Origin of the sequence: Pseudonocardia acidicola, from assembly GCF_012911935.1 — a bacterium.
Lineage (GTDB): Bacteria > Actinomycetota > Actinomycetes > Mycobacteriales > Pseudonocardiaceae > Pseudonocardia > Pseudonocardia acidicola.
Map to the genome: position 1 here is coordinate 103,590 of NZ_JAAXLA010000002.1, position 26,874 is coordinate 130,463.

27 protein-coding genes and 1 pseudogene are annotated in these 26,874 nt (G+C 73.1%); 8 read left to right on the forward strand and 20 right to left on the reverse strand.

Going from position 1 to position 26,874, the window contains the following annotated elements:
• Positions 1-10: 10 nt before the first annotated feature.
• The gene (locus HF526_RS01575) at positions 11-961 is read right to left on the reverse strand and encodes a serine hydrolase (RefSeq protein ID WP_169379391.1); all 951 of its coding nucleotides are present in this window, start codon (positions 959-961) and stop codon (positions 11-13) included.
• A 316-nt stretch (positions 962-1,277) separates the two neighbouring features.
• Between HF526_RS01575 and HF526_RS01580 the strand changes: the two genes are divergently transcribed.
• Complete coding sequence (locus tag HF526_RS01580) at positions 1,278-1,490, forward strand: hypothetical protein (protein ID WP_169379392.1); 213 nt, start codon at positions 1,278-1,280, stop codon at positions 1,488-1,490.
• Between the two features lie 19 nt (positions 1,491-1,509).
• On the opposite strand, the gene HF526_RS01585 is transcribed toward HF526_RS01580, so the two are convergent.
• The 5 genes from HF526_RS01585 to HF526_RS01605 all read right to left on the reverse strand — a co-directional run bounded on the left by HF526_RS01585 (position 1,510) and on the right by HF526_RS01605 (position 6,497).
• The gene (locus tag HF526_RS01585; protein ID WP_169379393.1) at positions 1,510-2,790 is read right to left on the reverse strand and encodes a L,D-transpeptidase; all 1,281 of its coding nucleotides are present in this window, start codon (positions 2,788-2,790) and stop codon (positions 1,510-1,512) included.
• Between the two features lie 914 nt (positions 2,791-3,704).
• Positions 3,705-4,205, reverse strand: a complete 501-nt coding sequence (locus tag HF526_RS01590) for a hypothetical protein (protein WP_169379394.1) — start codon at positions 4,203-4,205, stop codon at positions 3,705-3,707.
• A 34-nt stretch (positions 4,206-4,239) separates the two neighbouring features.
• A complete protein-coding gene (locus HF526_RS01595; protein ID WP_169379395.1) occupies positions 4,240-4,914 on the reverse strand; it encodes an AIM24 family protein in 675 nt (224 codons plus the stop codon).
• A gap of 74 nt (positions 4,915-4,988) precedes the next feature.
• Positions 4,989-6,035 (reverse strand): membrane protein insertase YidC, encoded by a 1,047-nt coding sequence (gene yidC, locus HF526_RS01600; protein WP_169379396.1) that lies wholly within the window; start codon positions 6,033-6,035, stop codon positions 4,989-4,991.
• A 168-nt stretch (positions 6,036-6,203) separates the two neighbouring features.
• Entirely contained in the window at positions 6,204-6,497 is a 294-nt protein-coding gene (locus HF526_RS01605) for a DUF6412 domain-containing protein (protein ID WP_169379397.1), read from the reverse strand.
• Between the two features lie 216 nt (positions 6,498-6,713).
• Between HF526_RS01605 and HF526_RS01610 the strand changes: the two genes are divergently transcribed.
• Positions 6,714-7,562: a DNA-formamidopyrimidine glycosylase family protein gene (locus HF526_RS01610; RefSeq protein WP_169379398.1), complete on the forward strand. Its 849-nt coding sequence runs from the start codon at positions 6,714-6,716 to the stop codon at positions 7,560-7,562.
• Between the two features lie 58 nt (positions 7,563-7,620).
• Here HF526_RS01610 and HF526_RS01615 read toward each other — a convergent pair whose 3' ends face one another.
• The 4 genes from HF526_RS01615 to rimO all read right to left on the reverse strand — a co-directional run bounded on the left by HF526_RS01615 (position 7,621) and on the right by rimO (position 11,322).
• Positions 7,621-8,448: a PspA/IM30 family protein gene (locus HF526_RS01615; RefSeq protein ID WP_169379399.1), complete on the reverse strand. Its 828-nt coding sequence runs from the start codon at positions 8,446-8,448 to the stop codon at positions 7,621-7,623.
• Positions 8,449-8,684: 236 nt separating this feature from the next.
• Positions 8,685-9,062, reverse strand: coding sequence for a helix-turn-helix domain-containing protein (locus tag HF526_RS01620; protein WP_169379400.1), 378 nt, complete (start codon positions 9,060-9,062; stop codon positions 8,685-8,687).
• Positions 9,063-9,205: 143 nt separating this feature from the next.
• Positions 9,206-9,838: a CDP-diacylglycerol--glycerol-3-phosphate 3-phosphatidyltransferase gene (pgsA, locus tag HF526_RS01625; protein WP_169379401.1), complete on the reverse strand. Its 633-nt coding sequence runs from the start codon at positions 9,836-9,838 to the stop codon at positions 9,206-9,208.
• The gene (rimO, locus tag HF526_RS01630; RefSeq protein ID WP_338051221.1) at positions 9,835-11,322 is read right to left on the reverse strand and encodes a 30S ribosomal protein S12 methylthiotransferase RimO; all 1,488 of its coding nucleotides are present in this window, start codon (positions 11,320-11,322) and stop codon (positions 9,835-9,837) included. Before rimO ends, pgsA begins: the two co-directional genes overlap by 4 nt.
• A 44-nt stretch (positions 11,323-11,366) precedes the next feature.
• Between rimO and HF526_RS01635 the strand changes: the two genes are divergently transcribed.
• The gene (locus HF526_RS01635; RefSeq protein ID WP_338051222.1) at positions 11,367-11,864 is read left to right on the forward strand and encodes an amino-acid N-acetyltransferase; all 498 of its coding nucleotides are present in this window, start codon (positions 11,367-11,369) and stop codon (positions 11,862-11,864) included.
• Positions 11,865-11,928: 64 nt separating this feature from the next.
• Positions 11,929-12,399 (forward strand): TrmH family RNA methyltransferase, encoded by a 471-nt coding sequence (locus HF526_RS01640; protein ID WP_169379487.1) that lies wholly within the window; start codon positions 11,929-11,931, stop codon positions 12,397-12,399.
• Between the two features lie 68 nt (positions 12,400-12,467).
• Here HF526_RS01640 and HF526_RS01645 read toward each other — a convergent pair whose 3' ends face one another.
• The 6 genes from HF526_RS01645 to thyX all read right to left on the reverse strand — a co-directional run bounded on the left by HF526_RS01645 (position 12,468) and on the right by thyX (position 20,625).
• Entirely contained in the window at positions 12,468-13,367 is a 900-nt protein-coding gene (locus HF526_RS01645; protein WP_239028160.1) for a YceI family protein, read from the reverse strand.
• A 190-nt stretch (positions 13,368-13,557) separates the two neighbouring features.
• Entirely contained in the window at positions 13,558-16,134 is a 2,577-nt protein-coding gene (locus HF526_RS01650) for a DNA translocase FtsK (RefSeq protein WP_169379402.1), read from the reverse strand.
• A 112-nt stretch (positions 16,135-16,246) separates the two neighbouring features.
• Entirely contained in the window at positions 16,247-17,920 is a 1,674-nt protein-coding gene (locus tag HF526_RS01655; RefSeq protein WP_169379489.1) for a ribonuclease J, read from the reverse strand.
• Positions 17,921-18,036: 116 nt separating this feature from the next.
• Positions 18,037-19,038 (reverse strand): 4-hydroxy-tetrahydrodipicolinate synthase, encoded by a 1,002-nt coding sequence (dapA, locus tag HF526_RS01660; RefSeq protein ID WP_169379403.1) that lies wholly within the window; start codon positions 19,036-19,038, stop codon positions 18,037-18,039.
• 145 nt (positions 19,039-19,183) lie between these two features.
• Positions 19,184-19,810, reverse strand: a complete 627-nt coding sequence (locus HF526_RS01665; protein ID WP_169379404.1) for a TIGR03085 family metal-binding protein — start codon at positions 19,808-19,810, stop codon at positions 19,184-19,186.
• Between the two features lie 62 nt (positions 19,811-19,872).
• Positions 19,873-20,625, reverse strand: coding sequence for an FAD-dependent thymidylate synthase (thyX, locus tag HF526_RS01670; RefSeq protein WP_169379405.1), 753 nt, complete (start codon positions 20,623-20,625; stop codon positions 19,873-19,875).
• Positions 20,626-20,713: 88 nt separating this feature from the next.
• On the opposite strand from thyX, the gene HF526_RS01675 reads away from it, so the two are divergent.
• Positions 20,714-21,229, forward strand: a complete 516-nt coding sequence (locus HF526_RS01675) for a toxin-antitoxin system HicB family antitoxin (RefSeq protein ID WP_169379406.1) — start codon at positions 20,714-20,716, stop codon at positions 21,227-21,229.
• 5 nt (positions 21,230-21,234) lie between these two features.
• Positions 21,235-22,194 carry a DUF4097 family beta strand repeat-containing protein gene (locus tag HF526_RS01680; RefSeq protein ID WP_169379407.1) on the forward strand — a complete coding sequence of 320 codons (960 nt, stop codon included), beginning with the start codon at positions 21,235-21,237 and terminating at the stop codon, positions 22,192-22,194.
• A gap of 13 nt (positions 22,195-22,207) precedes the next feature.
• On the opposite strand, the gene HF526_RS01685 is transcribed toward HF526_RS01680, so the two are convergent.
• Together HF526_RS01685 and HF526_RS01690 are read right to left on the reverse strand one after the other, a co-directional pair.
• On the reverse strand, positions 22,208-23,440 hold the full coding sequence (locus HF526_RS01685) for a DNA glycosylase AlkZ-like family protein (protein ID WP_169379408.1): 1,233 nt from the start codon (positions 23,438-23,440) through the stop codon (positions 22,208-22,210).
• A 32-nt stretch (positions 23,441-23,472) separates the two neighbouring features.
• Positions 23,473-24,435 carry an EamA family transporter gene (locus HF526_RS01690; protein ID WP_338051223.1) on the reverse strand — a complete coding sequence of 321 codons (963 nt, stop codon included), beginning with the start codon at positions 24,433-24,435 and terminating at the stop codon, positions 23,473-23,475.
• A gap of 144 nt (positions 24,436-24,579) precedes the next feature.
• Here HF526_RS01690 and HF526_RS01695 point away from each other — a divergent pair, with 144 nt between their 5' ends.
• The gene (locus HF526_RS01695; protein WP_169379409.1) at positions 24,580-25,119 is read left to right on the forward strand and encodes a GNAT family N-acetyltransferase; all 540 of its coding nucleotides are present in this window, start codon (positions 24,580-24,582) and stop codon (positions 25,117-25,119) included.
• Here the strand turns inward: HF526_RS01695 and dapB are convergent.
• The gene (gene dapB / locus HF526_RS01700) at positions 25,116-25,826 is read right to left on the reverse strand and encodes a 4-hydroxy-tetrahydrodipicolinate reductase (RefSeq protein ID WP_211176647.1); all 711 of its coding nucleotides are present in this window, start codon (positions 25,824-25,826) and stop codon (positions 25,116-25,118) included. The genes HF526_RS01695 and dapB overlap by 4 nt on opposite strands.
• Positions 25,827-26,017: 191 nt before the next feature.
• Between dapB and HF526_RS36095 the strand changes: the two are divergent.
• A pseudogene (locus HF526_RS36095) lies at positions 26,018-26,263 on the forward strand (ArsR/SmtB family transcription factor); the annotation flags it as partial.
• Positions 26,264-26,386: 123 nt separating this feature from the next.
• Here the strand turns inward: HF526_RS36095 and HF526_RS01710 are convergent.
• Positions 26,387-26,857 carry a DUF456 domain-containing protein gene (locus tag HF526_RS01710; RefSeq protein WP_169379411.1) on the reverse strand — a complete coding sequence of 157 codons (471 nt, stop codon included), beginning with the start codon at positions 26,855-26,857 and terminating at the stop codon, positions 26,387-26,389.
• Between the last annotated feature and the right edge of the window lie 17 nt (positions 26,858-26,874).

Sequence of the window (26,874 nt, forward strand, 5' to 3'; positions counted from 1 at the left end):
CCGCCGCACCTCAGCCGAGCGCGGCGAGCACGTCGTTCGTGGCCGCGGTGACCGACGTGCTCGCGGCGGCCGAGCCTTCGCTCGCCGGCTGCTTGCTGAGCAGGGCGACGACATAGCGGTCGTCGGACCCGACGACCCCGGTGGTGTGCAGGTAGAAGTCCGACCCGAACCACATCCAGCCCTGCTTGGCCGCCACGTCCGGCAACCGGGGCTCCCGGAGCAGGCCGAACGCCTGGTCGAACCCGTCGGCTCCGGAGTCCTGCGCGGCGCCGAGCGCGTTCATGATCGTGTCCCGGTCGGCGGCCGGCATCGAGGTGAGCACGTACCGGTAGACGGCCACCACGTCGCGTGCGGAGATCAGCGTCTCGCCCCACTGTGAGGGGTCCGACGGCGGCCGGGTGTCCTGCAGCCCGACCAGGTCGATGGTCTGCTGCACGGTCTCGGGGCCGCCGAACTGCTCCCACAGCGCGTCCATCGCGTTGTCGTCGCTGAGGCTGAGCGCGCGCTCGATGTCGGTGCGGTCGGCCGCGGTCAGCGTCAGCCCGTCGGTCTCGGTCCGGTGCAGGATCGCGACGACGGTGAACAGCTTGACCACCGACGCCGAATAGAACGCGACGTCGCCGTTCTCCCCGGCCGCGAGGTCCCCGGTGTCCCGGTCGAGGACCGCGATGCCGAACTGGGTGTCGTCGTCCTTCGCGGCGTCGGCGTCGGCGGCGGTCACCGCACGGACCGCATCGGACACCTCGGGGCGGGCCGGGGCGACCGCCGCTGCCGATTTCAGCGCCGGCGCGGCGGGGCCCGGGGCCGGGACGTCCGCCGCCGTGGACCGGACCGGCGCCTGGGCGACCACGCTGCTGCGGTGCACGATCCCGACGGTGGTACCGACCGACGCGACGGCCAGTGCGGTGGACAGCGTGATGGTCCAGAACACGGTCTGGCTCGGGCGTCGACGGCGCTTCATGATCCGAGGACGAACGAGCCGGGCGCAATGTTGACGTTTCTGCGGCCTTCACAGCGACTTGATCAGCTGGGGCTCGATTCACAGCGAATCGATGGCTGGGCCGGTTGCGCTCCCGGGCCACCGGCTGCTGGCCGAGGCGCTCCCGGACCACCCGCCCTCGGCAAGCGGATGCTGCTGGTACGCCGCGCTGCGCCGGGACGACGTGGAGCCCCGGCACCGGGCCCGGGCACGGCGGCAGCTACATCACGATCACCGGGTGCCAGGTGAGCTACATCGTCGACCCGCTCGTCACCATGATCGACGCCGGGATCGGGCGGTGGAGTGCCCACCCGAGGTCGAGGGCGCCTACGTGCGCCGGCACGACGAGGCGCACGCCAGGGTGATCTGGGCGCACCCGGGGATGGACAACTGGAGCCACGACGAGACCGGCCGGGTGGCCTGCACGCTGCGCCGGCGAATCGTGGGCTACTGGTCGACGACCCGCACCGCCGATCTCGGCGACGTCCGCACCGGGCCCGCCGCGGGGTGAGCCGCGGCGGGTCCGCCGCTCAGGAGTTCAGCGCGCTGCCGGCCTGCCACTGGCTCCAGCTCAGCTCCCAGTCGCCGTAGGTGTCGTCGATCGGCAGCGGCGGCCCACCGGAGTTCGTGATCTCCACCACGTCGCCGATGTTGAAGTGGTCGAAGAACCACTGCGCGTTGTCCGGGCTGAGGTTGACGCACCCGTGGGAGACGTTGTCGCTGCCCTGCTGGTCGACCGACCACGGCGCAGAGTGCACGAACTCGCCGTCGTTGGAGATCCGCTCGTCGAGGTTCACCTGTTCCCGGTAGTAGCCGGGCTGGCCCTGGCAGACCCCGTACGTGCACGAATCCATGATCACGCTGGGCTGCTTGTCGGTGATGACGTGCGGGCCGGTGTGCGACGGGAAGCCCGGCGAGCCGAGGCTGATCGGCATCGTCTTGACCAGCGCGCCGTTGTCGAAGATCTGCATCTGATCGGTCTTGCCGTCGGCCTTGGCGATCCACGCGTCGTGCACGTGCACCGTCTCGGTCCGGTCGGTCGCGCCGTAGACGCCGCTGCCGAGGTCGACCCCGAACAGGTTCGCCTTCACCGTGATCGTGGTCCCGGGCCGCCAGTAGGACTGCGGCCGGTAGTGCACCTCGGTGTTCGACAGCCAGTACCAGCCGCCCGGTTGGGGCGGGCTGGCGGTGACGCTCAAGTCCTTCTCCGCGGTCGCCCGGTCGTGGATCGGGTGGTCGAAGCGGACGACGATGGGCTGACCGACCCCGACCGAGGGCTGGTTCGGCGCCGGGATGAACGACGGGTACGCCTGCGCGCTCGGCGAGATCGTGTGCACCGTGCCGGTCTGGTGATCGGCGCTGCCGTCGGTGGCGACGCTGTCGACCGCGACGTCGTAGGTTGCGCCGTAGGCGAGCGTCCCGCTCGAGGTCCAGGACGAGCCGTCCTTGGTGAGCTTTCCCGGCACGGCGGTGCCGGTCTTGCTGTTGGTCACCACGACCGAGTGGGCGGTGCCGCGCTCGACCTTCACCACGATGGGGTCGGTGGGGTTGAGCGCGGTCCCGCTGTCCGGTGTGATCAAGACCACCGGACGCGGCACCGCGGCGACGGTGGGCGGCGCGGCGGAGTCGCCCTGCGGTGCGGGACCGGAACCGGAGCCCGAACCGGAACCGGCTCGGGCCGCGGCCGCACTGTCCGCCGTCAATGTCGCCGGATGCGTCGCCAGCCCCACGCCGACACACAGCATCGCCACGACCATCAGACCCAGGGCGCCCGACAACCAGCGCCGCCTGTGTCCGCGCGCCCAACCCATCCGGCCGCTCCGTTCCCGGCGCGGCCCCTGCGATCACCTTGACCGCCACCGCGCGGTCGTCATTGTCACCCGAGGGCCTGACAGACGTTGCAGCGCACCCCCCGCCGTCCGGCTTGTCGTATTCACCCGTTCGTGGGACGGGTGACGGCCGCCGACCGCCGGGCCATGATCGGGGTCATGAGCGGCGCTGCTGCCGACGTCAGCCCCCGCACCCCCGGTGCGGTGCTCCGCGAGCCCGCCGCCGACACCGTGGCGACCACCGGGATCGGACGCTACGCCGGCTGGCTCGCCACCGAGCGGGGCCTCGAGTTCGCCGACCACGACGCGCTGTGGCGCTGGTCGATCGACGACCGGAGGCGTTCTGCTCTCGATCCGGGAGCACTTCGAGGTACGCGCACAGCCCGCACGAGCGGGTGCTCGGTTCGGCGCAGATGCCGGGCGCGCAGTGTTCCCGGTGCGACCCTGAGTTACGCCGAGCACATGCTGGGCGGGCCCGGTGACGACACCGACGCAGGCCGCACCGCCGTGATCGCCCGGTCGCAGACCCGGGAACCGAGCGAGCTGACCTTCGGCGACCTGCGCGATCAGGTGGCGCGGGCCCGGGCGGGACTGCGCCGGCTCGGCGTCGGGCCGGGCGACCGGGTGATCGGTTACCTGCCGAACACGACAAGCAGATCGACAAGCGCGCCGAGGTCGCCGCGATCCGCGCGGGCTGCCGGGCCTGACCCCGTCGTGGCGGTGCCGTACGGCCGCACGCGGTGGCCGGTGACGGGGTACTCGCCTGGGCCGATCTGCTGGCCGGGACCGGACCGCTGGAGTTCGAGCCGGGGCCGTTCGACCACCCACTCCCCCTTCGGCCGTCGACGCGTTCGCCGCGCTCGCCCGCACCCGCGCCGGCTGGGCGGCCGGGGGCGTCAGCTGGGGGTGGCGCTGCGCGAGACCACCGGGGAGAGCACGGCGATGAGCTGCCGGAGCCCGGCCTGGATCCTCGCGAAGTCGGTGACGCACGGGGCTTGCGTGGCCGCGCCGGCGGACGGCGGCAGGCCCGGCGGTGGCGCGCACCCGCGCTGGTTGAAGTCGTTGATCGCCGAGGTGATCGTGTTGGCGGCAGCGGTGACGGCCGCCGACTGCGGCAGCCCGGCGGCCTCGCTCCGCACGCTGTTCAGGGTGTTGGCCAGCTCGGTGAGGAACCGGGTGCACCCGCTGTAGACCGTCGCGGGCGGCTGGGTATCGCACTCGTCCTGGCTGATCGCCTCGAGCTTGTCGAGGGCGTCGGCCAGCGACAGGCTCTGTGCCGGCCCCGACGCGGGGTTCTGCTGATTCGCCGAGGCGCAGCCGGCGGCCGGCAGCACGGCGAGGCCGACGGCCAGCAGCACGACCGGCAGACGGACTCGGAGGCGGTCCAGGAGGGGCACACCCGAGACGGTAGGCCCCCCGCCTGCGCTGCCGTCAGCTGCCCTGCCCGGTGGCCACCGGCACCCCCTCCGAGGGCTGCACGACGACGAACCCGGGCCCGTGGAAGGCGTACTGCAGCGCCTCCCCGCTGCCGCCGCGCAGCAGCGAGCGCATGTTCATGCTGGAGACCACCTGCGGGACGAGGCCGGCCGACCAGGCGACGGCGGCCTGGACGTCGACGCACGTGGGCTGCTGCGAACAGTCCAGCAGCAGCGGCTCGCCGTCGGAGGTGAGCGCAACGGTGCCCTCGCCGCCGATCTCGGTGGTGAACAGCCCGCCGGTGGCCATGCCGGCGCCCTTGACCCGGCGGACGTCCCAGCTCAGCTCGGCGTCGAAGGCGAGCAGGTTGGTCCCGTTGACGCTGATCGCGTCACCCTCCAGGCCGACCAGGAAGATGTTCTGCGCGCGGTGGGCGAAGAACACCTCGCCCTGCCCGCGCACGCGCATCAGCGGAGTGTCCTCGCTGCTCACCAGCCGTTTGACCAGCTTGCCCATGCTGCCCGCGCCCTCGTGGTGGAACTCCACCCGGCCCTGATAGGCGACCATGCTGCCCTTGAGCGCGAGCAGATCGGGCCCGAGCAGGACCTTGAGCATCTTCGACGACTGCAGGGTGAACCGCTGTGTGGTCGCGACCTCGGCGTGCTGCTGTTCGAACAGGTTGCTCCGCATGGCGGCCATCGTGGCGGATCCGGGCGGGGGAACGCGGCCGTTCGGGCCGCGTCAGCGGGTCCGGACCCCGCAGGTCACCGGCGGCCGCCCTTGCGGTTGCCCGGGCGCTTGCGGCCGGCTGCGGCCTTGCCGCCGCGCTGGGCGCCGGCGCGCTGCGCGGTCGCGACGGGCTTGGCTCCCGGCTTCGTGGCCGACGACACCGGCACCGGCTTGGCCCCCGGCAGCAACGCCGGCGCCGGCTTCTGGCCGGGCTTGGGCGCGGTGTCCGCCCGGGTGACCGCCCGGACCTTCGCCAGCTCGGCGTCCTCGGCGTCCATCTTGCGGTAGACGAGGTGCTGCTGGGTCATCGTCCAGGCGTTGTTGGTCAGCCAGTAGAGCAGGATCGCGATCGGGAACGGGAAGAACAGCCCACCGACGAGCGCACCGAGCGGGAAGATCCACGGCGTCATCCGCATGAACGACGCCATCTGCGCCATCTGGCCGGTCGCCTGCGGCTGCGTCTGCTGCTGGCGCAGCGAGAACCGCGCGGTGAAGTGCGTGGCCACCGCGGCCAGCACCATCAGCGGCGCCGCGACGGCGATGACCTCCCAGCGCTCGACGTGCGAGCCGAAGGAGTCGAGCAGGTTCTGCGGCATGCTGATGTAGGCCGACAGCGGCGCCCCGAACAGCCGGGCCTCGAGGAACGAGCGCACCTCGTCCGGGCCGAAGACGTAGTTCGGGATGGCCGCGTTCTGCTCGAAGCTCAGACCCGGCCGGTTGAAGTAGCGCAGCACGTGCAGCAGCGCGATGAACACCGGCATCTGGATCAGCACCGGCAGGCAGCCGCCGAGCGGGTTGACGCCGTGCTCGCGCTGCAGCTTCTGGGTCTCCTCCATCAGCCGCTGTTTGTCGGAGCGATGCTTCTTGCGCAGCTCCGCCATCTGCGGGGCGAGCACGCGCATCTTGCGGGTGGACCGGACCTGCGACAGGAACGGCTTGATCATCAGGGCGCGCAGGGTGAGCACGAGGAACACCACGGACAGCGCCCAGGCGACACCGCTGGAGGGTCCGAGCAGGAAGCCGAAGACCTGGTGCCAGAACCACATGACGGCGGAGACGGGGTAGTAGATGACGTCTAGCACGGGGCGGCCTCGCCGCACGAGAGGGACAGGACGGGGGAAACCCGCATGGCAACGCTCCAGGGAGCCGGGACGATGAGGACACGTCGAGGCGGCGACGAGCTGCCGGGCGGGGTGTGAGGTGCACGCCGCGCCGCCCGTGTGCGGGCGCCCGGGAAGGGCGCCCGCGGGCTACACCGCCGGGAGCAGTCCCGACGGGGCGCGGGCACGGGTGTGCCCGGGGGCGTCCGGGTCCTGCTGACGAGGCACCGCGGCCCGGTCCAGGGACCGGCGCAGCGCCCGGACCGCGGTGGCCGGGCCGGAGATCGTGGTGGCGCGGAGCACGACGCAGGCGTGCCGGGCCATGCCCCAGGCCCACAGCGCGGCGCCGAGGACGCCGATGACCACGCCCGGTTCGCCGGCGACGAGCACGTAGCCCAGCACGAGCAGGGCGAGCGCCTGCGCGACCGTGCCGGTGCGGGACATGGTGTGGGGCCCTTCTGGGTGGGCGGGACAGTGCGGGTGGCGCACCCGGCGCGGGCACCCAGCACAAACGGTACCGGAAACCCGCGACCGGGCCATCGATCACCGACGCCGACCGGCCGGACCGGGGCCCGCGACCGGTGCGCGCCCCGGTCGCGTACCGCCCGCCGGTCGGTCGCCGCGCGGCGGGCAGGGCCGGACGCGGTTACCGTCGCCCTCATGCCCGAGGGTGACACCGTCCACCTCGCCGGCAAGCGGCTGCACGCGGCCCTCGCCGGCCGACGGCTGCTGCGCGGGGAACTGCGGCATCCGCGGCTCGTCGAGCACGACCTGGCAGGCCGGACCGTGCTCGGGGTGGTGAGCGTCGGGAAGCACCTGTTCACCCGCTTCGACGACGGCCGCAGCCTGCACAGCCACTTCCGGATGGACGGCTCGTGGCACCTCTATCGGCCGGGGATGCGCTGGCGGCGGCCGGCTCGCGAGGCCCGCGCCGTGCTGGAGACCGACGACCGGGTCGCCGTCGGGTTCGCGCTGCACGACATGGAGCTGCTGCCCACCGACGCCGAGGACCGGCTCGTCGGCCACCTCGGCCCGGACCTGCTCGATCCGGCCTGGGACGACACGCACGCCGCCGAGGCGGTGCGCCGGCTCACCGCCCGGGCCGACTCCGAGATCGGGCTCGCGCTGCTGGAGCAGCGGGTGATGGCCGGGGTCGGGAACCTCTACAAGACCGAGGTCTGCTTCCTGCTCGGGCTGTCGCCGTGGACACCGGTCCGCGACGTGCCCGACCTGGCTGCGGTCGTCGCGCTGTCCCGCACGCTGCTGCTGCGCAACGCCGACCGCCCGGAACAGACCACCACAGGTTCACTGCACCCGGCCGAGGCGCACTGGATCTTCGAGCGCGCCGGGCGCCGGTGCCGGCGGTGCGGGACCCGGATCCGCACCGCCGAGCAGGGCGACGGGGTGTACGCGCGGGTGGCCTACTGGTGCCCGCACTGCCAGCCGGGCCCGGCGCCGCGCGGCGGCCGGGTCGCCGGTGGCCGGGAGCGGCGCGCCGCCCGGGCGTGAACGACGAACGCCCGCCCCGGCGGACCGGGACGGGCGCGTCGCGTGAGGGGCGCGCGGCTCAGGCGGTACCCGGCTGCTGCTGGGTCTGCTGGCCGCTCTGCGGGGAGGCGGGGAGCTGCGTGGTCGGCTGCTGCGAACCGGAGGTCACCTCACCGGCGACCGGGGTGCCGTGCAGCGACGCGCGGATCTGCTCGAGGCGGTTCTGCCCGGCCATGTCCACGGTCGACTGCTGGACCTCGAGCATCCGGCCCTGGACCGAGTTCTGGGCGAGCTCGGCGGAGCCGATCGCATTGGCGTAACGCCGCTCGATCTTGTCCCGGACCTCCTCCAGCGAGGGGGTGTTGCCCGGCGCCGACAGCTCGGACATCTGACGCAGCGAGGCCGCGGCCTGCTCCTGCATCTTGGCCTGTTCGAGCTGGCTGAGCAGCTTGGTCCGCTCGGCGATCTTCTGCTGCAGCATCATCGAGTTGCGCTCGACCGACTGCTTGGCCTGCGCCGCGGCCTGGATGGACTGGTCGTGCAACGTCTTGAGGTCCTCGACCGACTGCTCGGCCGTCACCAGCTGGGTCGCGAACGCCTGCGCGGACTGCTCGTACTGCTGAGCCTTGGTCTCGTCGCCCTGGGCGCGGGACTGATCGGCGAGCACGAGGGCCTGCCGGGCCGAGGCCTGCAGCTTCTCGATCTCACCGAGCTGCCGGTTCAGCTTCATCTCCAGCTGGCGCTGGTTGCCGATCACCGCGGCGGCCTGCTGGGACAGCGCCTGATGCTGCCGCTGGGCGTCCTCGATGGCCTGCTGGATCTGCACCTTGGGGTCGGCGTACTCGTCGACCTTCGACGAGAACAGCGCCATCAGGTACTTCCAGGCCTTCGTGAAAGGGTTGGCCATCTCCTCCGCCTACCTCCGAGTGCGACACCGTCTGCCACCGCGCCGTCCGACTGTGGGGCGTCGGTGCGCCGCTTGCTGCGCCCCATCGTGGCATTGCGCGGGGCCCGCTACCAGCGCCCGCCGACGATATCGGGGATCTTCCGGAGGCCGCCGTCCGGGCGACCCGGAGACCAGGCTACCCAACGGTCACGGTGGGCCGCTGGCGACGGAGCCGGACAGAACCGGACGAACCGGGCTCAGGCGGCCGCGCTGACCCGGGCCACCGGGGCGGACGGTGCCAGCGGCGCGGACGGCTGCGGGCTCACCAACGGGTTGGCGGCGCCGGCGATGCGCAGATCGGCGTGCCGCTGGCCGATCGGGACGATCATCTGCAGCCGCATGGCGGCGGCCATGTCCTCGGCGGCCGACGCGACGAGGTCGGGCAGCGAGATGTCGAGGGCCTCGCAGATCGCGGCCAGCAGTTCACTGGAGGGCTCCTTGCGCCCGCGTTCGATCTCGGACAGGTAGCCGAGGCTCACCCGGGCCCGCCGGGACACCTCGCGCAGCGTCCGCCGACGCGCGGTGCGGGCACGCCGAAGGCTGCCGCCGATCGCCTCACGCAGCAGCACAGCCATGCCACCCTCCTCATCCCACCCGACATGCACAGCGCCCGATCTCACCGGACCGGCCCGGTGAGGTCACCGTACCGACTCCGCCTCGTTCCCGTCCGGCTACGGGCCGTCCGACGCGTCCGCCCAGGGCGAACACGCGCGGCGGTTCAGGGGGTGTCGTGCAGCGCCGCCGCCGCGGCCGCACGCAGCCGCAGCGCGCGCAGCACGTAGTCGAGCCCGGTGACGACGGTCAGCGCCAGCGCGGCGGCCAAGGCGATCCAGCGCACGATGTCGACCGCGCCGGCTCCGTTGAGCAGTTCGCTGAGCGGCAGCAGGTAGAGCCCGATGGCCAGGGTCTGCACGAACGTCTTGGCCTTGCCGCCGCGACTGGCCGGGATCACCCCGTGCCGCAGCACCCAGAACCGCAGCAGTGTGATGCCGATCTCCCGGCCCATGATGACGATGGTGACCCACCACGGGACCTGCCCCAGGATCGACAGTCCGATCAGAGCCGATCCGGTGAGCGCCTTGTCGGCGATCGGATCGGCGATCGCCCCGAACGCGGTGACCAGGCCGCGCTTGCGGGCCAGCTCGCCGTCGAGCCGGTCGGTGAAGGCGGCCACCGCGAAGACGGCGAACGCGGTGAGCCGCCAGTCGACGCTGCGGCCCTGCTCGGTGAGCAGCGCGGCGACGAACACCGGGACGAGCAGCAGCCGCAGGCCCGTGAGGACGTTGGCGATGTTGAGCAGCGGCGGCGTGCCGCCCGGCGGGGTGGACGCGCCCGCCGGGGACGTGCTCACCCGGACCCCCGAGCTGCGGCGGCCGGCACGGACCCGGCCACGGCGCGCGGGAGGACCTCCCGTGCGGACACCACGAGGTCGGTGCCCTCGGCTCCGACGACGACCGCCCGCACCAGGTCGCCCACCTCGAGCCCGGAGCCGTCCTCGACGATGCACTCGCCGTCGACCTCGGGGGCCTGGTGCTCGGCCCGGCCGGTGCACTCGGCGGCGTCACCGGAGCACCGCTCGATCAGCACCGTCACCTCGGTGCCGACGCGGTCCTCGGCGCGCTGGGCCATCAGCTCGTCGACCAGCTCGCAGATGCGCGACACCCGGGCCGCGACCTCCTCGGCCGGCAGCTTGCCGTCGTACCCCTCGGCCTCGGTGCCGTCCTCGTCGGAGTAGCCGAACACGCCGACCGCGTCGAGCCGCGCCCCGGTCAGGAACGCCTCCAGCTCGGCGAGGTCGTCCTCGGTCTCGCCGGGGAACCCGACGATGACGTTGCTGCGGATCCCGGCCTCGGGGGCCAGCGCGCGGATCCGCTCGCACAGGTCGAGGAAGTCGGTCCGTGAGCCGAACCGGCGCATCCGGCGCAGCACCGACGGGCTGGCGTGCTGGAACGACAGGTCGAAGTACGGCGCGACGCCGGGAGTGGTCGCGATGACGCGCAGCAGGTCGGGGCGGACCTCGGCGGGCTGCAGGTAGCTGACCCGGACCCGATCGATGCCGGGCACCGCGCCGAGCTTCGGCAGCAGGTCGACCAGCGCGCGGGTGCCGCCGGGCAGGTCCTTGCCGTAGGACGTGGAGTTCTCGCTGACCAGCACGATCTCCCGGACACCCTGCCCGGCCAGCCACGTCGCCTCGGCCAGCACGTCGGCCGGCGGCCGGGACACGAACGCGCCGCGGAACGACGGGATCGCGCAGAACGCGCACCGCCGGTCGCAGCCCGAGGCCAGCTTGAGCGGGGCGACCGGGCGGTCGTCGAGGCGGCGGCGCGACAGGTCGGGCACCCAGGCGTGCCCCGGGACCGCGACGTCGGCGGCGGCTGCCGGGCGCTGGACGGGCGCGATGGGCAGCAGCGTGCGGCGGTCCACCGGGACGTGTGGCGCGGGAGCGTGGCCGCCGAGGACGTCACCGAGGCGCTCGGCGAGCTCGGGGTAGGCATCGAAGCCGAGCACGGCATCGGCCTCGGGGAGGCTCGCGGCCAGCTCCGCGCCGTAACGCTCGGCCAGGCAGCCCACCGCGACCACCTTGGCACCACTGACCTTCGCGACGTCCGAGGCGGCCAGCAGGGTGTCGATCGAGTCCTTCTTGGCCTGCTCGACGAAGCCGCAGGTGTTGACCACGATCACGTCCGGCGGGGGGCCCGCGTCCGGGTCCGCCCCCGGATCGGCCTCCACCAGTTCCCAGCCACTCCCGACCAAGCGGCCGGCCAGTTCCTCGGAGTCGACCTCGTTGCGCGCGCAACCCAGGGTCAGCAGGGCGGCTCTGCGGGGTGTCGACACGGGCCTAAGGGTAGACGCCGCCCGGTGATCTACTCTGACCCGTCGTGGCAGTGGTGGCCGTGCGGCGGGCCAGGACCGCCGACGTGACGTCGATCAAGTCTCTGGTGGACGCTTACGCCGGCCGGGTCCTGCTGGCGAAAGAGATCATCACGCTGTACGAGTCGGTGCAGGAGTTCCTGGTCGCCGAGATCGACGGCGAGGTCGTGGGGTGCGGCGCGCTGCACGTGCTCTGGGAGGACCTGGGCGAGATCCGCACCGTGGCGGTGCACTCGCGGGTGCTCGGCCAGGGCGTCGGGCACGCGATCGTCGGCGCGCTCATCGACAACGCCCGGGAACTGGGGCTGGAGCGGTTGTTCGTGCTGACCTTCGAGAAGCACTTCTTCGGCCGGCACGGGTTCTCCGAGATCGACGGGACGCCGGTCTCCCCCGACGTGTTCGCGGCGATGCTGCGCTCCTACGACGCCGGCGTCGCCGAGTTCCTCGACCTCGCGCACGTCAAGCCGAACACCCTGGGCAACGTCCGCATGATGCTCCGCCTGTGAGCGGTGAGTGGTGCCGGCGCACTACGTGACGCGCACGAGCCGCGAAGCCGCCATGATCGGGGGCGTGTTCCGGATCGTGTTCTGCGCCCCCGAGATCCCGCCCAACACGGGCAACGCGATCCGGCTGGCCGCCAACACCGGGGTCGAGCTGCACCTCGTCGAGCCGCTCGGATTCTCCCTCGACGCCCGGCACGTGCGCCGGGCCGGCCTGGACTACCACGACCTGGCCCACGTGCGGGTGCACGCCGACCTCGACGCGGCCTGGCGGGCGCTGCTGCCGGCCTCGGTGTACGCGTTCTCGACGACCGCGACCCGGTGCTACACCGACGTGGCCTACGCACCCGGCGACGTGCTGCTGTTCGGTTGCGAGTCGGCGGGGCTGCCGGCCGAGGTCGAGCACGCCCCGCAGGTCACCGACCGGGTGCGGCTGCCGATGCTGGCGACCTCCCGCTCGCTCAACCTGGCCAACGCCGCCGCCGTCGCGGTGTACGAGGCCTGGCGCCAGCACGGCTTCCGAGGGCCGGACGGGCCGTGAGCAGGCTGTCGGCCCTCACCCGCCGGTCGATGCGGACGCCCGCCTGACCTCGAGACCATCCGAGACCGTCACTGCGTCCGGTGGGTTCCGGATCCCTTCAGGATCGCCTGCACGTCCAGCCTGATGTCGATCGTCGAGCCCACCACCGGCAGCCCCCGGGCGAGCATCTGCTGCCAGTTCAGCGTGAAGTGCTCGCGGTGCAGTTCGGTGGTGGCCACGGCGCCGGTCCGGATGCCGGCCCACTCCTGCATGCCGAGGAAGGTCGTCTCCAGCTGCACGTCGCTGGTCAGCCCGTGCAGGGTGAGCTCCCCGTCGACGACCCACCTGTTGCCGCCCCGCCGGGAGAACCGGGTGCTGGAGAAGCGGATCTGCGGGAAGCGCTCGACGTCCAGGAAGTCCGGCGAGCGCAGGTGGTTGTCACGCACCTCGACGTTCGTGTCGACGCTGGCCGCATCGATGACGACCTGGACGTACGAGTCCTCGAAGGGCTCGGCGACCTGGATCTGCCCCTGGAACACGTTGAACTGGCCGTAGACCCGGGACATCGCGATGTGCCGGGCCACGAAGCTGATCGTCGTGTGGTCCTCGTCGATGTCGTAGATCCCGGGCGTCGGCGGCTGCGCGGTCTCGTCGGGCTGCAACGTGAGCTGGCCGATCTGGGCGTGCTTGCCCCATTCGACCTCCACCGCTTCGTGAACGGTCTGGTAGCCACCGGCCTCGGCGCGCACCCGGTACTCCCCCGGCACCACGGCGGCGGCGAAGAAACCGAAGGGGTCGCTGTCGGAGTGGGCCACCCGGCGACTGGACCGGTCGAACACCGAGATCTCGGCACCGGGGAGCGGCCGCCCCTCGGCGTCACGGACCTGACCACTCAGCAGCCCACCGGTCAGCGGGATCGGCATCATGGCGTGGCGCCCGGTCTCCGTGCCTCGACCGGTCCGTTCACTCCGCCGCAGGAAGCGCAACATCCGCCGAACCATCTCCGTTCAGTAATCAGCCGGCTCCGTCGGTCGGACCCGATCGAATCAACACTCTGACACGGGAGGTGGTTACGGCCTCAGTCAGGTCGGTGGGAAGAACCACAAATCACCCGGGCTCGGTCTACCGCGAGTATCCGATCTCTCGCTCGGTGTAACACGCTCCAGCGACCTGCACTGATTACTCTCCGTCGCCAGGCGCGGGGCCCGCACCGCCCCGCATCAGCCACAGCACACCCTCGAGCTCGTCGGGCTTGATGAGCACGTCCCGCGCCTTCGAACCCTCGGACGGACCGACCACGCCGCGCGACTCCAGCAGATCCATCAGCCGGCCGGCCTTCGCGAACCCGACGCGCAGCTTGCGCTGCAGCATCGACGTCGACCCGAACTGCGAGGTGACGACGAGCTCCGCGGCCTGCAGCAGCAGGTCGAGATCGTCACCAATGTCCGGGTCGATCTCCTTGGCCTCGCCGGCCTTGGCCGCGGTGACACCCTCGGTGTAGGTCGGCTCGGCCTGCTCCTTGGTGAACTGGACGACCGCGGAGATCTCGTCGTCGCCGACGAACGCGCCCTGCATCCGGGTGGGCTTGCCCGCGCCCATCGGCAGGTAGAGCCCGTCGCCCATGCCGATCAGCTTCTCCGCGCCCGGCTGGTCGAGGATGACGCGGCTGTCGGTCAGCGACGACGTCGCGAACGCGAGCCGGGACGGCACGTTGGTCTTGATCAGACCGGTGACCACGTCGACCGAGGGCCGCTGGGTGGCCAGCACGAGGTGGATGCCGGCGGCCCGGGCCTTCTGGGTGATCCGCACGACCGCGTCCTCGACGTCGCGCGGCGCGGTCATCATCAGGTCGGCGAGCTCGTCGACGATGCACAGGATGTACGGGTAGGGCCGGTACTCACGCTCGCTGCCCGGTGGTGCCGTGATCTCCCCGGACCGCACCTTGCGGTTGAAGTCGTCGACGTGACGAACCTTGTTGACCTGCATGTCCTGGTAGCGCTGCTCCATCTCCTCGACCAGCCAGGACAGCGCCGACGCCGCCTTCTTGGGCTGGGTGATGATGGGCGTGATCAGGTGCGGGATGCCCTCGTACGGGGTGAGCTCGACCATCTTCGGGTCGATGAGGATCATCCGGACCTCGTCCGGGGTGGCCCGCGACAGCAGCGACACCAGCATCGAGTTGACGAAGCTGGACTTACCGGAACCGGTGGAGCCGGCCACCAGCAGGTGCGGCATCTTCGCCAGGTTGGCCACCAGGAAGTGGCCCTCGATGTCCTTGCCGAGCCCGATCACCAGCGGGTGCTGCTCGTTGCGCGCGGTGCTGCTGCGCAGCACATCGCCCAGCCGGACCATCTCCCGGTCGGTGTTGGGCACCTCGATGCCCACCGCCGACTTGCCCGGGATCGGCGCCAGCAGCCGCACGTTGTCGGTGGCCACGGCGTAGGCGATGTTGCGGGTCAGCTGGGTGATCTTCTCGACCTTCACGCCCGCGCCGAGCTCGATCTCGTAGCGGGTCACCGTCGGGCCCCGGGTGAAGCCGGTGACCTGCGCGTCGACGTTGAACTGCTCGAGCACGCCGGTGATCGCCTCGATCATGGCGTCGTTGGCGCTGCTGCGGGTCTTGGGCACCGGGCCGGTGGGCAGCAGGTCCGACGGCGGGAGCACGTACTCGGTCTCCGACGCCGGCTCCCGGATCGCCATCCGCAACTGCTCGCCGGCGGCCTCGGGCCCCGGGCCCGGCTCGGAGACCGGCGCCGCGGCGGCGGCCGGCGGGCGCTTCGCCCGCGGCGGACGGGCCGGCGGCGACTGCTCGGCGGCCGGCTCGGCCTCGGCGTCCGGGCTGTCGGAGTGCTCGCCGTCGCGGTAGGCGTCGGCGGCCCGGGCGGACTGCCGGCGCCGCGACGGGCGCCGCAGCGCCACCGGTGGGGTCTCGGTGACCGGGTCGGCGGCCCCGTCGTCCTCGTCGCCGCCGTCGGCGAACTCATCACCGTCGAGGCCGGGGCGGCCGAGCAACCGGCGGACCCGGTCGGGCACCGCGCGCACCGGGGTTCCGGTGAGCACCAGGAACGCGTAGCCGGACAGCAGCACGAGCACCGGCACCGCGACCCACGCGGTCAGCCCGCTGGCCAGCGGGGTCCCGGCCAGGTAGCCGATCGCGCCGCCGCCCTCCGACCACTGCGCGGGATCGTTGGGCGAACCGGAGAACAGATGCACCAGGCCCAGCAGACCCAGGGTGAGCAGCAGCGTGCCGACGGCGATCCGCGGCCGCGCCTCCGGGTGCGCCTCAGTGGTCATCAGCACCACGCCGATGCCGAGCAGCACCACCGGGAGCAGCACCCCGGGGACGCCCAGGACGGCGCCGACGGCCGTGGAGAATCCGCGGCCCACCGGTCCCCCGGCACCCCACCACACCCCGGCCGCGGCGATCACGGCGAGCACGATGAAGGCGACACCGAAGCCGTCGCGGCGGTGCGCGGGGTCGATCTCCCGGGTCCGGCCCGCCGCCCGGCCCGCGGAGCGCCCGAGCTTGACGACGCCGCGGCCGACCGCGTCGATCCCCTTGTCGATCAGGTCGGGGCCCCGCTGGGGCGGGGGCTTGCGGGGGGCCGGCCGGCGCCGCGTGGTGGCGGCCGGACGGCGCGCCGCGGAACCCGACCGGCGCGCGGCACCGGAGCGGCCCGATGCCGACGCGCGCGCCGACCGGGCCGCCGCACCCTTGTTCGCGGTGCCGCTACCAGTCGTCGAGCGTCCTGCCATGGCGGACACGGTAGCCGGGACGGGCGAATCTGCCCGGTTCCGACGCACCTGCGGGGCCGGGGATGCGGTATTCACCACCGCCCCACGGCGCCGCCCGCGCCCCGGGCGGCGGTCAGACCGCGATGACCGTCGGGACGATCATCGGGCGGCGCCGGTAGGTCTCCCCGACCCACTTGCCGACCACCCGGCGGACCGACTGCGCGATCCGGTGGGTGTCGGTGATGCCCTCGTTCTCGGTGCGCGACAGCTCGTCCTCGACCAGCTGCAGCACCCCGTCGAGCGCCTTGGGGTCGTCGGAGAACCCGCGGCCGGACAGGGTCGGGCGGGACACCGCACGACCGGTCGTCGCCTCCACCGCGACGGTGATCGCGATGAAACCGCCCTCGCCGAGCACCAGCCGGTCGCCCAGCGTGGTCTCACCGATGTCGCCGACCGCGAGGCCGTCGACGTACACCCGGCCCACCTCGACCCGGCCGGTGATCTCCGCCTTGCCGTCGATCAGGTCGACGACGACGCCGTCCTCGGCCAGCACGACCGATTCCTCGGGCACCCCCGTCTTGACCGCCAGCTCCGCGTTGGCCCGCAGGTGCCGCCACTCACCGTGCACCGGCATCACGTTGCTGGGGCGCACCGCGTTGAACAGGAACAGCAGCTCACCGGCCGGGGCATGCCCGGACACGTGCACCTTGGCGTTGCCCTGGTGCACCACGGTGGCACCGAGCCGGATCAGCGCGTTGATCACACGGAAGACCGCGGTCTCGTTGCCCGGGATGAGCGAGCTGGCCAGGATGATCGTGTCCTCCGGCCGGATCCGCACCGAGCGGTGGTCGCCGCGCGCCATCCGGGACAGCGCCGACAACGGCTCGCCCTGCGACCCGGTGGAGACGAGCACCAGTTCGTCGTCGGGCAGCGTCATCGCCTCGTCGAGGTCGACGAGCAGGCCGTCGGGCACGTGCAACAACCCCAGCTCCATGGCCAGGGTCATGTTCCGCACCATCGACCGGCCCACGAAGCAGACCCGGCGGTTGAACTTCGCGGCCGCGTCGATGACCTGCTGCACGCGGTGCACGTGGCTGGCGAAGCAGGCCACGATGATCCGTGACGGGGCCCGGCGGAACACGTCCTCGATGACCGGGCCGATCTCCCGTTCGGGGGTCACGAAGCCCGGCACGTCGGCGTTGGTCGAGTCGACGAGGAACAGGTCCACGCCCTCGTCACCGAGCCGGGAGAACCCGGCCAGGTCGGTCAGCCGGCCGTCCAGCGGAAGCTGGTCGAGCTTGATGTCGCCGGTGTGCAGGATCAGGCCCGCCGGGGTGCGGACCGCGACGGCCAGCGCGTCCGGGATGGAGTGGTTCACCGCGAAGTACTCGCAGTCCCACGGCCCGTGGTGGATCCGGTCGCCCTCGGCCACCTCCAGCAGGTGCGGGGTCAGCCGGTGCTCCTTGCACTTGGCCGCGACCAGCGCGAGAGTGAACCGCGAGCCGACGACGAGCAGGTCGGGGCGCTGGCGCAGCAGGAACGGCACCGCGCCGATGTGGTCCTCGTGCCCGTGGGTGAGCACCAGGGCGTCGATGTCGTCGAGCCGGTCCTCGATGGCCCGGAAGTCCGGCAGGATCAGGTCGACGCCCGGCGCGTCGTCCTCCGGGAACAGCACTCCGCAGTCGACGACGAGCAGCCGCCCGTCGAACTCGAAGACCGTCATGTTGCGGCCGATCTCGCCGATCCCGCCGAGAGCGAAGACGCGCAGCGCCCCCTCCTGCAGCGGTGGCGGCAAGGCGGTGGGCAGTTCGGCGGGATTGACGGCGTCGGGAGTCCCGTGCGGTTCGGGACGGCCGGAGCCGCGCCGGGACGGTCGGGATCGACGGTCGGACCGGGCTCGGTCGGACCGGGCGGGTGGCCTGCTCACCGGTAAGCGACCTCCGCCCCGAGGTCGACGGCCGCGCGGGCACCCAGCGCCCCGCGACCCTGAGCGGCGGCGCCACGGGCGTCCGCGTCCAGCGCGACGCCGGCCGCGGCCAGATCGGCGGCGATCGCCGCGACCTGCTCCTCGGTGGCGGGCGGCAGCGGCAGCCGCGGGTCGCCGACGTCGAGGCCGCGCAACCGCATCGCCGTCTTGGCGAACACCGCGCCGCCGACCCGGCCCATCGCCCGGATCACCGGCAGGTAGGCGAAGTGCAGCGCCCGGGCCCGATCGATCTCACCGGCCTCGTAGGCGTCCAGCAGCGCGCGCAGCCGATCGGCCACCACGTGGCCGATCACGCTGACGAAGCCGACCGCGCCGACCGACAGCCACGGCAGGTTCACCGGGTCGTCCCCGGAGTAGTAGGCCAGCGTCGTCGTGGCCAGGACCTCGGTGCCGACCCGCAGGTCGTTGCGCGCGTCCTTGACCGCGACGATGCGCGGGTGCTCGGCGAGCCGCTGCAGCGTCTCGACCTCGATCGGGATGACGCTGCGCGGGGGGATGTCGTAGAGCATCACCGGCAGCTCGGTGGCGTCGGCGATCGCGGTGAAGTGCAGGATCAGCCCGGACTGCGGGGGCCGTGAGTAGTAGGGCGTCACCACGAGCAGGCCGTGCGCGCCGGCCTTCTCCGCCTCGCGCGCCAGATGGATGCTGTGCGCGGTGTCGTAGGTGCCGGCCCCGGCGACGATCGTCGCCCGGTCGCCGACGGCGCTGACGACCGCGCGCACCAGTTCGGACTTCTCGGCGTCGGTGGTCGTCGGGCCCTCTCCGGTGGTCCCGTTGACGACGAGTCCGTCGTTGCCGAGATCGACCAGATGAGTGGCGAGCTCCTCCGCTTTCGCCAGGTCGAGAGCTCCGTCGGCATCGAAGGGGGTGACCATCGCGGTCAGCACCTGGCCGAACGGACGGCCTGGCGGCCGCGTCAGAGGAGGGGGCGGGCTCATGAGTAGACGGTACCGCCCACGACCGTCCATCCGGCCGTGCGCTCCACCCCGCGTTCCGCCATCGCGAGCGGAACGGACCGCGGCCGAGTGCTGCGCTACGGCTGTCGGCGCCGGTGCACCACCGCCGTGGCGCAGAGGTCGGCGGCTACAGCCCGCGGTCGGCACCCCGGTAGGCCTCGACGTCGGCCGGGGCGCCTTCGATCTCGACCTGCGTCGCGTCCCGGCCGAAGGCGTGCAGCACCAGCTCCGACGGCTCCCCGACGAGGGTGACCAGGCCCGGGCCGGTCCGCACCACCTGCTGGGCACCGTCCGGGCGGCGTAGCGCGAGCCCGACCGGGACCCGCCGGAACAGCACCCGGCCCATGCGGCCGAGCAACGCCCACAGCTCGGCGTCGCGCTCGGGATCCGGGTCACGGGGCTTCCAGCCGGGCTCGCCGCGCCGGACGTCCTCGTGGTGGACGAAGAACTCCGCGCCGTTGGCGAACTCGTCGACCTTGCCCACCCGGTACGGCGACCACGGCGGCGGACCACCGCGCAGCTCGCCGATCATCTCCTGCCACGGCGTGTCGGCGTAGCCGTGCATGGCGCGCTCGGTGACCGGGGCGAGCACGGGCACCACGATCCCCGGCGCCGCCCACGGCTGGCGCTCGCGCACCAGCAGATGGGCGAGCAGGTCCCGGGTGGTCCAGCCCGTACAGAGCGTCGGCCGGTCGGGGCCGGACCGCTCGAACTCGTCGCAGATCGCCGCGCGTTCGGACACTGCCAGGCTCATGGGGCCAACCTAGCGGCGCATCCGCCACGGCGCTGCCGGAGAAACCACCTGACCCGGTACCGCTACCCCTCGGTCACGAACGGGCTGGAAGCGATCTCCGTGCCGTCCTCGAGGGCCGCGATCTCGAAGTCGTTGAACACGTTCGGCACCTCGCGCTGCAGCTGGCGCAGGCACTCGATGGCCAGGGCCCGGATCTCCACGTCGGCGTGCTCGGTGGCGCGCATCGCGATGAAGTGCCGCCAGGCCCGGTAGTTGCCGGTGACGACGATCCGGGTCTCGGTGGCGTTCGGCAGGATCGCCCGCGCCGCCTGCCGGGCCTGCTTGCGGCGCAACGTCGCGTTCGGCACGTCGGCGAAGCGCTTCTCCAGCCCGGCCAGCAGCTCCTCGTACGCCTTCACCGACGCGTCCGCGGCCTCGAGGAACAGCGCGTGCAGCTCCGGGTCGGCGGCGATCACGTCGGGCTCGACCATCGCGGCGTTGCGCTCGGGGACGTAGCGCTGGGACAGCTGCGAGTAGGAGAAGTGCCGGTGCCGGATCAGCTCGTGGGTGAGCGAGCGGGAGATCCCGGTCAGGTAGAAGCTGACGGTGCCGTGCTCGAGCACCGACAGGTGGCCGACCTCGAGGATGTGCCGCAGGTAGCCGGCGTTGGTCGCGGTGGCCGGGTTCGGCTTCCCCCACGACTGGTAGCAGGCCCGGCCGGCGAACTCGGCGAGCGCCTGGCCGCCGTCGGCGTCGGTGCTCCACGGCACGTCGGCGGGCGGGAAGAACTCGGTCTTGGCGACCAGCTGCACGGTCAGGGGCACGGTCTCCGGCATGCGGGCAGCGTAACCGGGATCCCCGACACCTCCGGCGATGGCGCCATCCGCCCTTGCGTGACGTCACATATGACGCCATAGTGGCGTCATGGATGTCAGTCAGTACGTCACGCAGCTCCGCGAGGACCTGTCCTCGGCTGCGGCCGCCGGCGACGATCAGACCCGGCGGACCGCCGCGCTGCTCGGCGCGGCGATCGAGCCGGCCGCGCGGCTGGCCGTCATGAACGCGCTCTCCGACCTCGCGGCCGAAGTCACGGCGGCCCTCGGCGACCGGGTCGTCGAGGTGCGCCTGGACGGCCGCGACGTGCGGGTCGCGGTCAGCCCGGACACGTCCGAGCACGAGGCCCCCGAACCGCAGCCGAGTTTCACCGCGCCGGCGGGCGGCCCGGACGCGGGGGACATCAGCCGCATCACGCTACGGCTGGTCGAGCAGATCAAGAGCCAGGCCGAGCAGGCCGCGGCCGCACAGGGCGTCTCGCTCAACTCGTGGGTCGCCCAGGCGGTACAGGGCGCACTGTCGGGCAAGCAGAGCCGGCGCGGCCCGCGCGGCGACTGGGGCCGCGGAGATGACGGACGCCGCGTCCGCGGCTGGGTGCAGGGGTGAGCGCGATGAGCGAACCGACCGGAACCGGCGACGACACCGGCCCCGAGCTGGTCCGTCAGCAGAGCTGGCCGGCCACCGAGCCGGCCGAGCTGGAGGTGTCCATCGACGTCGGCCGGGTGCAGGTGACGTTGTCCGACACCGACGAGGTCCGGGTCGAGGTCCGGCACGATCCGGCCGCGGGCAGCACCTGGACCCAGGGCCTCAGCGGCCTGTTCAACTGGCTGGGCTCCGCCACGTCCGCGCCGGGCGGCCCGTTCGGCTCGGGCGGACCGTTCCGCGCGCCGGAGACCGACGTGGCCACCGACGCGGTCCGCGCGGCGGAGATCAGCTGGTCGGAGCTGGGCCGGCGGCTGGTGGTCCGCTCGGCCACCGAGCTGCCGCTGCGCATGGTGCCGCTGGCCGTGACGGTCAGCGCGCCGTCCCGTTCCCGGGTCGCGGTGCGCACCGGGGCCGGGGACGTGAGCGTGACCGGCCGGGCCGGCTGGGCCGCCGTGCGTACCGGGTCGGGCGATGCACGGCTCGAGGAGGTCGACGGCGACCTGGAGGTCACCACCGGCTCCGGCGAGGTGGACCTCGGACCGGTCAGCGGCCGGGCGCGGATACGCACCGGCTCGGGCCGCATCACGGTGGCCGCACTGGGCGGACGGACCGAGATCAGGGCGGGCAGCGGCGACGTCCGCCTCGGCGAGGTCGCGGCCGACCTGGGGGTGCGCACCGGGTCGGGCGAGGTCACGGTGGCCGATGCGGTGTCCGGTGACTTCGACCTGACCACCGGGTCCGGGGGCCTGCGGATCGGGGTGCACTCCGGGGTGGCCGCCGAGCTGGACCTGTCGTCGGGCTCCGGCCGGGCCCGCAGCGACCTCGATGTCGGCGGTATGGCGCCGGAGCAGACGCCGGCGCTGCACATCCGTGGCCGGACCGGGACCGGGGACGTGCTGGTCACCCGGGCCGCGGTGATGGTCTGAGGCCGGCCGGCCATCAGCCGAGCGCAGCGGCGAGTGGGGCGGCGAGGTCGCCCCGCTCGCCCGCCACGACGCCGTCCAACCCCAGCCAGCCGGCCATCAGCCGCAGCTCCGCGGCCAGCTCGGCGACCACCCGCGACGTGTCGGCGCCGGGTTCGGCGAACGCCCCCGGCACCCGCAGGACCCCGGCCGCGCGGTCGGCCTTGAGGTCGACCCGGGCGACCAGCGCGTCGTCGAGCAGGAACGGGAACACGTAGTAGCCGTACTCGCGCCGCGGCTCCGGTACGTAGATCTCGATGCGGTACCGGAAATCGAAGATCCGCTCGGTGCGCGCCCGTTCCCAGATCAGCGGGTCGAACGGGCACAGCAGCGCCCGGGCGCCGATCCGCCGGGGAGTCCGCGCCGCCGGATGCCGGTAGGCGCGATGCCGCCAGCCGCGGACCGCGACCGGTTCCAGTTCCCCCGCCTCGACCAGTTCGGCGACCGCCTGCCGGCTGCGGTCGGGGGCGAGCCGGTAGTAGTCGCGCAGGTCGGGCTCGGTCGCGATGCCCAGCGCCGACGCCGCCCGTGCGATCAGCCCGCGCGCCGCCTCGTCCGGGTCGGCGGGGTGCGCGGCCAGCACCTCGGGCGGGAGCACCCGCTCGGGCAGGTCGTAGAGCCGCTGGAAGTTCACCCGGGTGCCGGTGGTGAGCGCCCCCATCCCGAACAGCCACTCACAGATCCGCTTCACGTCGGAGCGCTGCCACCACGACACCCCGGGCGGGCGCGGCCGGCCTGGTCCGCCCAGGACGGTCTCGAGCGCGCCGGCACCGACCGGGCCGAGCTCCTTCACCGCCGCCAGCACGTCGTCGACGAGCCCGGGCTCACGCTCGGCGAGAGCGCGGTAGTTGCGCCACCATCCGGCGCGCTTCGCCCCGGAGAGCAGCAGCGGCCAGTCCTCCACCGGAAGCAGGCTGGCCTCGTGCGCCCAGTACTCGACGAGCAGCCGGGGCCGCCGCGGCGCGTGCTTCCAGGCGGCGTCGTCGACCAGCGCCGGATCGTAGGCGCCGAGCCGGCTGAACAGCGGCATGTAGTGCGCCCGGACCGCGACGTTGACCGAGTCGAGCTGGAGCAGCCGGGTGCGGGCCAGCGTCTTCGCCAGGTGCCGCCGGGTGAGCGTCCCCGCCGGGCGCGGGTCGGCGAAGCCCTGCGCCGCCAGCGCCGTACGCCGCGCCGCGGCCGGACCGATCACCACGGGCGTCGTCGTCACGCCGGGGATGGTGCCAGGTACCCCCGACGATCTCAGCCGGGCACTGCCGGTGGCCGGCGCTCCGCGGCGACCACCAGCACCACGGCGAGCAGCACGATCGCGCCGCCCAGCAACTGCACCGGCGAGAACCGCTCCCCCACCACCAGCACCCCGAGCAGCACGGCGATCACCGGGTTGACGTAGGCGTAGGTCGCCACCGTGGAGACCGGCAGCGCGGACAGCGCGTAGGCGTACGCACTGAACGCCCCGCACGAGACGACCACCGCCATGTAGACCCAGGCCCACCAGGACACGGCCGACACCGCGCCGACGTCGAGCCGGTCGCCCTTGGCCAGGCTCACCGTGAGCAGGATGGCGCCGCCGGCCAGCATCTGCACCGCGGCCAGCGCGAACGGGCTGGGCGGCACCGGCAGCCGGGTGGTGGCGAACGTGCCGCTGGCCCAGCCCAGCCCGGCCAGCAGCACCAGCCACGGCCCCCACCAGGCGCTGCCGAGGACGCCACCGGACCCCCCGGACGGGGCGGCCAGCAGAAGCACCGCGAGCCCGATCATGCCGACGCCGACCCCGAGCAGCGTGGCCCGCCGCGGCCGGTCCCTGGTCAGCGCGCGCAGCAGCACGATGTAGAGCGGGACCGACGCGATGAGCAGCGCGGCCAGCCCGGACGCGACCTTCTGCTGGGCCAGCGTGACCAGCCCGTTGCCCCAGGCCGGCAGCAGCAGCCCGGACAGCAGCACCGTCCCGAACTGGGCGCGGGTCATCCGGAACGCCTTCGCGCCACCGACCAGTAGCACGATCACCGCGAGCAGCAGGCCGCCGACCAGGAACCGGAACCCACCCGACATCAGCGGCGGGACGCTGGTGATGATCAGGCGGTTGGCCAGGTAGGTCGAGCCCCACAGCACGTAGACGACACCGAGCGCCGCCCAGGCCACGCCGTCGCCGGTCGCGCGGGCAGCGGGTGAGGTGGCCTGGGCGGCGCTGCCGGTGTGCGTCACGGAAACACGTTGTCATGGCGAACGACCGGCGCGCGAGGGTTGGCCCGGTCACTCTCCGGCGCCGGCAGGCGGGCCGGTCGCCGCCGCGTCACCCCGCACGCCCGGCCGCTGCCCCGCCCGGCCGCGTCCGGTATGCATGCCGGCATGGCCATCGCCGCGGTCCGACCCGCAGTCGCCCAGGACGTCGACGAGATCGTCCGGATCCAGGCCGGCACCTGGCGGACCGCCTACGCCGAGATCGTCCCGGCGGACGCGCTCGACCAGCTGACCGGGCCGCAGGCGCGCCGGGCATGGGCGGCCGCGGTCGACGCCGGCGAGGGCTACCACGTGCTGGTGGCCACCGAGGGCGACTGGACGGTCGGCTTCTGCGCGGCCGCGTCCTACCCGGGCGCCGTCGACAGTGCCGGGCTCGCCGAGATCAGCACCCTGCTGGTCGAACCGCGCTGGGGCCGCCGCGGGCACGGCGGACGGCTGCTCGCGGCCGCCGCCGCGGCGCTGCGGGCCGGCGGCGGCCCCGAGCACGGCCAGGCATGGGTGCCGGCGGCGGACACCGCGTCGCAACGGTTCTACGCCCACGCCGGCTGGGAGGCCGACGGCGCCGTCCGGATCCTCGACACCGGCGACCGGCCGCTGCGCGAGGTGCGGGTCTCCGGGCCGCTCGACCTGCGGTTGCGCCGCCCTTAGTCGAGCCCGAGCAGCGGCTCGAGGCCGACGGTCAGCCCGGGCCGGTCCAGTACCGACCGGACGGCCATGAGCACGCCGGGCATGAACGAGGACCGGTTCATCGAGTCGTGCCGGATGGTGAGCACCTCGCCCTCGCTGCCGAGGATGACCTCCTGGTGGGCGACCAGGCCGGGCATCCGCACCGAGTGCACCCGGATGCCGTCGACGTCGGCGCCACGGGCCCCGGCCAGCTCTTGGGTGGTGGCGTCGGGCACCGGCCCGGCGCCGGCCTCGGCGCGGGCGGCGGCCAGCAGCGACGCGGTGTGCGCCGCGGTGCCCGACGGGGCGTCGACCTTGCCCGCGTGGTGCAGTTCGATCACCTCGGCGGAGTCGAAGAACCGCGCGGCCTGGCGCGCGAAGTGCATCGACAGCACCGCGCCGATGCCGAAGTTCGGCACCACCAGCACGCCCAGTTCGGGCTTGTGCTCGAGCCAGCCGCGCACGGTGGCCAGCTTGGTCTCGTCGAACCCGCTGGTCCCGACCACGGCCGCGATGTCGTGGTCGATGCAGAACCGGATGTTGTCCATCACCACGTCCGGGCGGGTGAAGTCGACGACCACCTGCGCCCCGGCGTCGGCGACGTTGAACAGCCAGTCGCGCTCGTCGACCATCGCGACGAGATCGAGATCCTCGGCGTCCTGCACCGTCTTGCACACCTCGACGCCCATCCGGCCCCGCGCACCCAGCACGGCCACCCGGATCGGACCAGTCTCGTCGACCGCCTCGCTCACCCGCACACCTCCACCTTCACAACGACCGGTGAAGCCTAGAGGAGCCCGACGCCGGCCACGCCGGCCCGGCGGACAAACATTCAACCAGATAGTTGACCTTGTTCGGACGCACGGTTACGTTCAATGACATGGTTGAGCAAGCGGCGGCGCCGGAACCCGACCACCTCGATCGCGTGTTCCGGGCGCTCGCCCACCCCGCCCGGCGCGACATGCTCGCCCGGCTCGCCCAGGCACCCCGATCGGTCGGCGAGCTCGCCGCGCCGTACAGCATGTCGCTGGCCGCGGCGTCCAAGCACGTGCACGCCCTGGAGGGCGCCGGTCTCGTCCGGCGCACCGTCGACGGCCGCACCCACAGGTGCCGGCTGGACCCCGCGCCGCTGGCCGCGGCCCACGAATGGATCCGCTGCTACGAACGGTTCTGGTCCGACCGGCTCGACTCCCTCGATGCGCTGTTCGTACCGCCGCCACCGGGCCCGGCACCGAGAAGGCGCCCTGAGTCAGCCGGCCACCAGTCCGGCGATCCACACACCGGCGGCCAGCAGCGCCGCGGCCAGCTCGATGAGGATGCTCCAGCCCACCGCGCCCAGTGCACGGCGGGCCGACGGCCAGGCGGCACCGCGGTCGTCGAGCCGGGCCAGCTCGGCGAGATAGACACCGAGCACGAAGCCGAGGAAGAGTCCGATCACCGGGACCACGAAGAACCCGATCGTGCCGAGCACCACGCCGGCCGCGACGGTGCGCCCCGGCACGCCGGACTCCCGTAACCGGCGCCCGGGCACCAGGTACTTCGCGACGGTGCCGGTCGCGAGGATCACGGCGCACACGCCCAGCACCGTCCAGCCGACCGCGTCGGCGCGAGGGACCGCCCACACCGCGACACCGGCCAGCACCAGCACCGGCCCTGGCAGGACCGGCACGACGATCCCGGCCAGGCCGATGAGGATCAGTACCGCGGCGAGGACCGTCATGCGCGGAGTACGGCCTC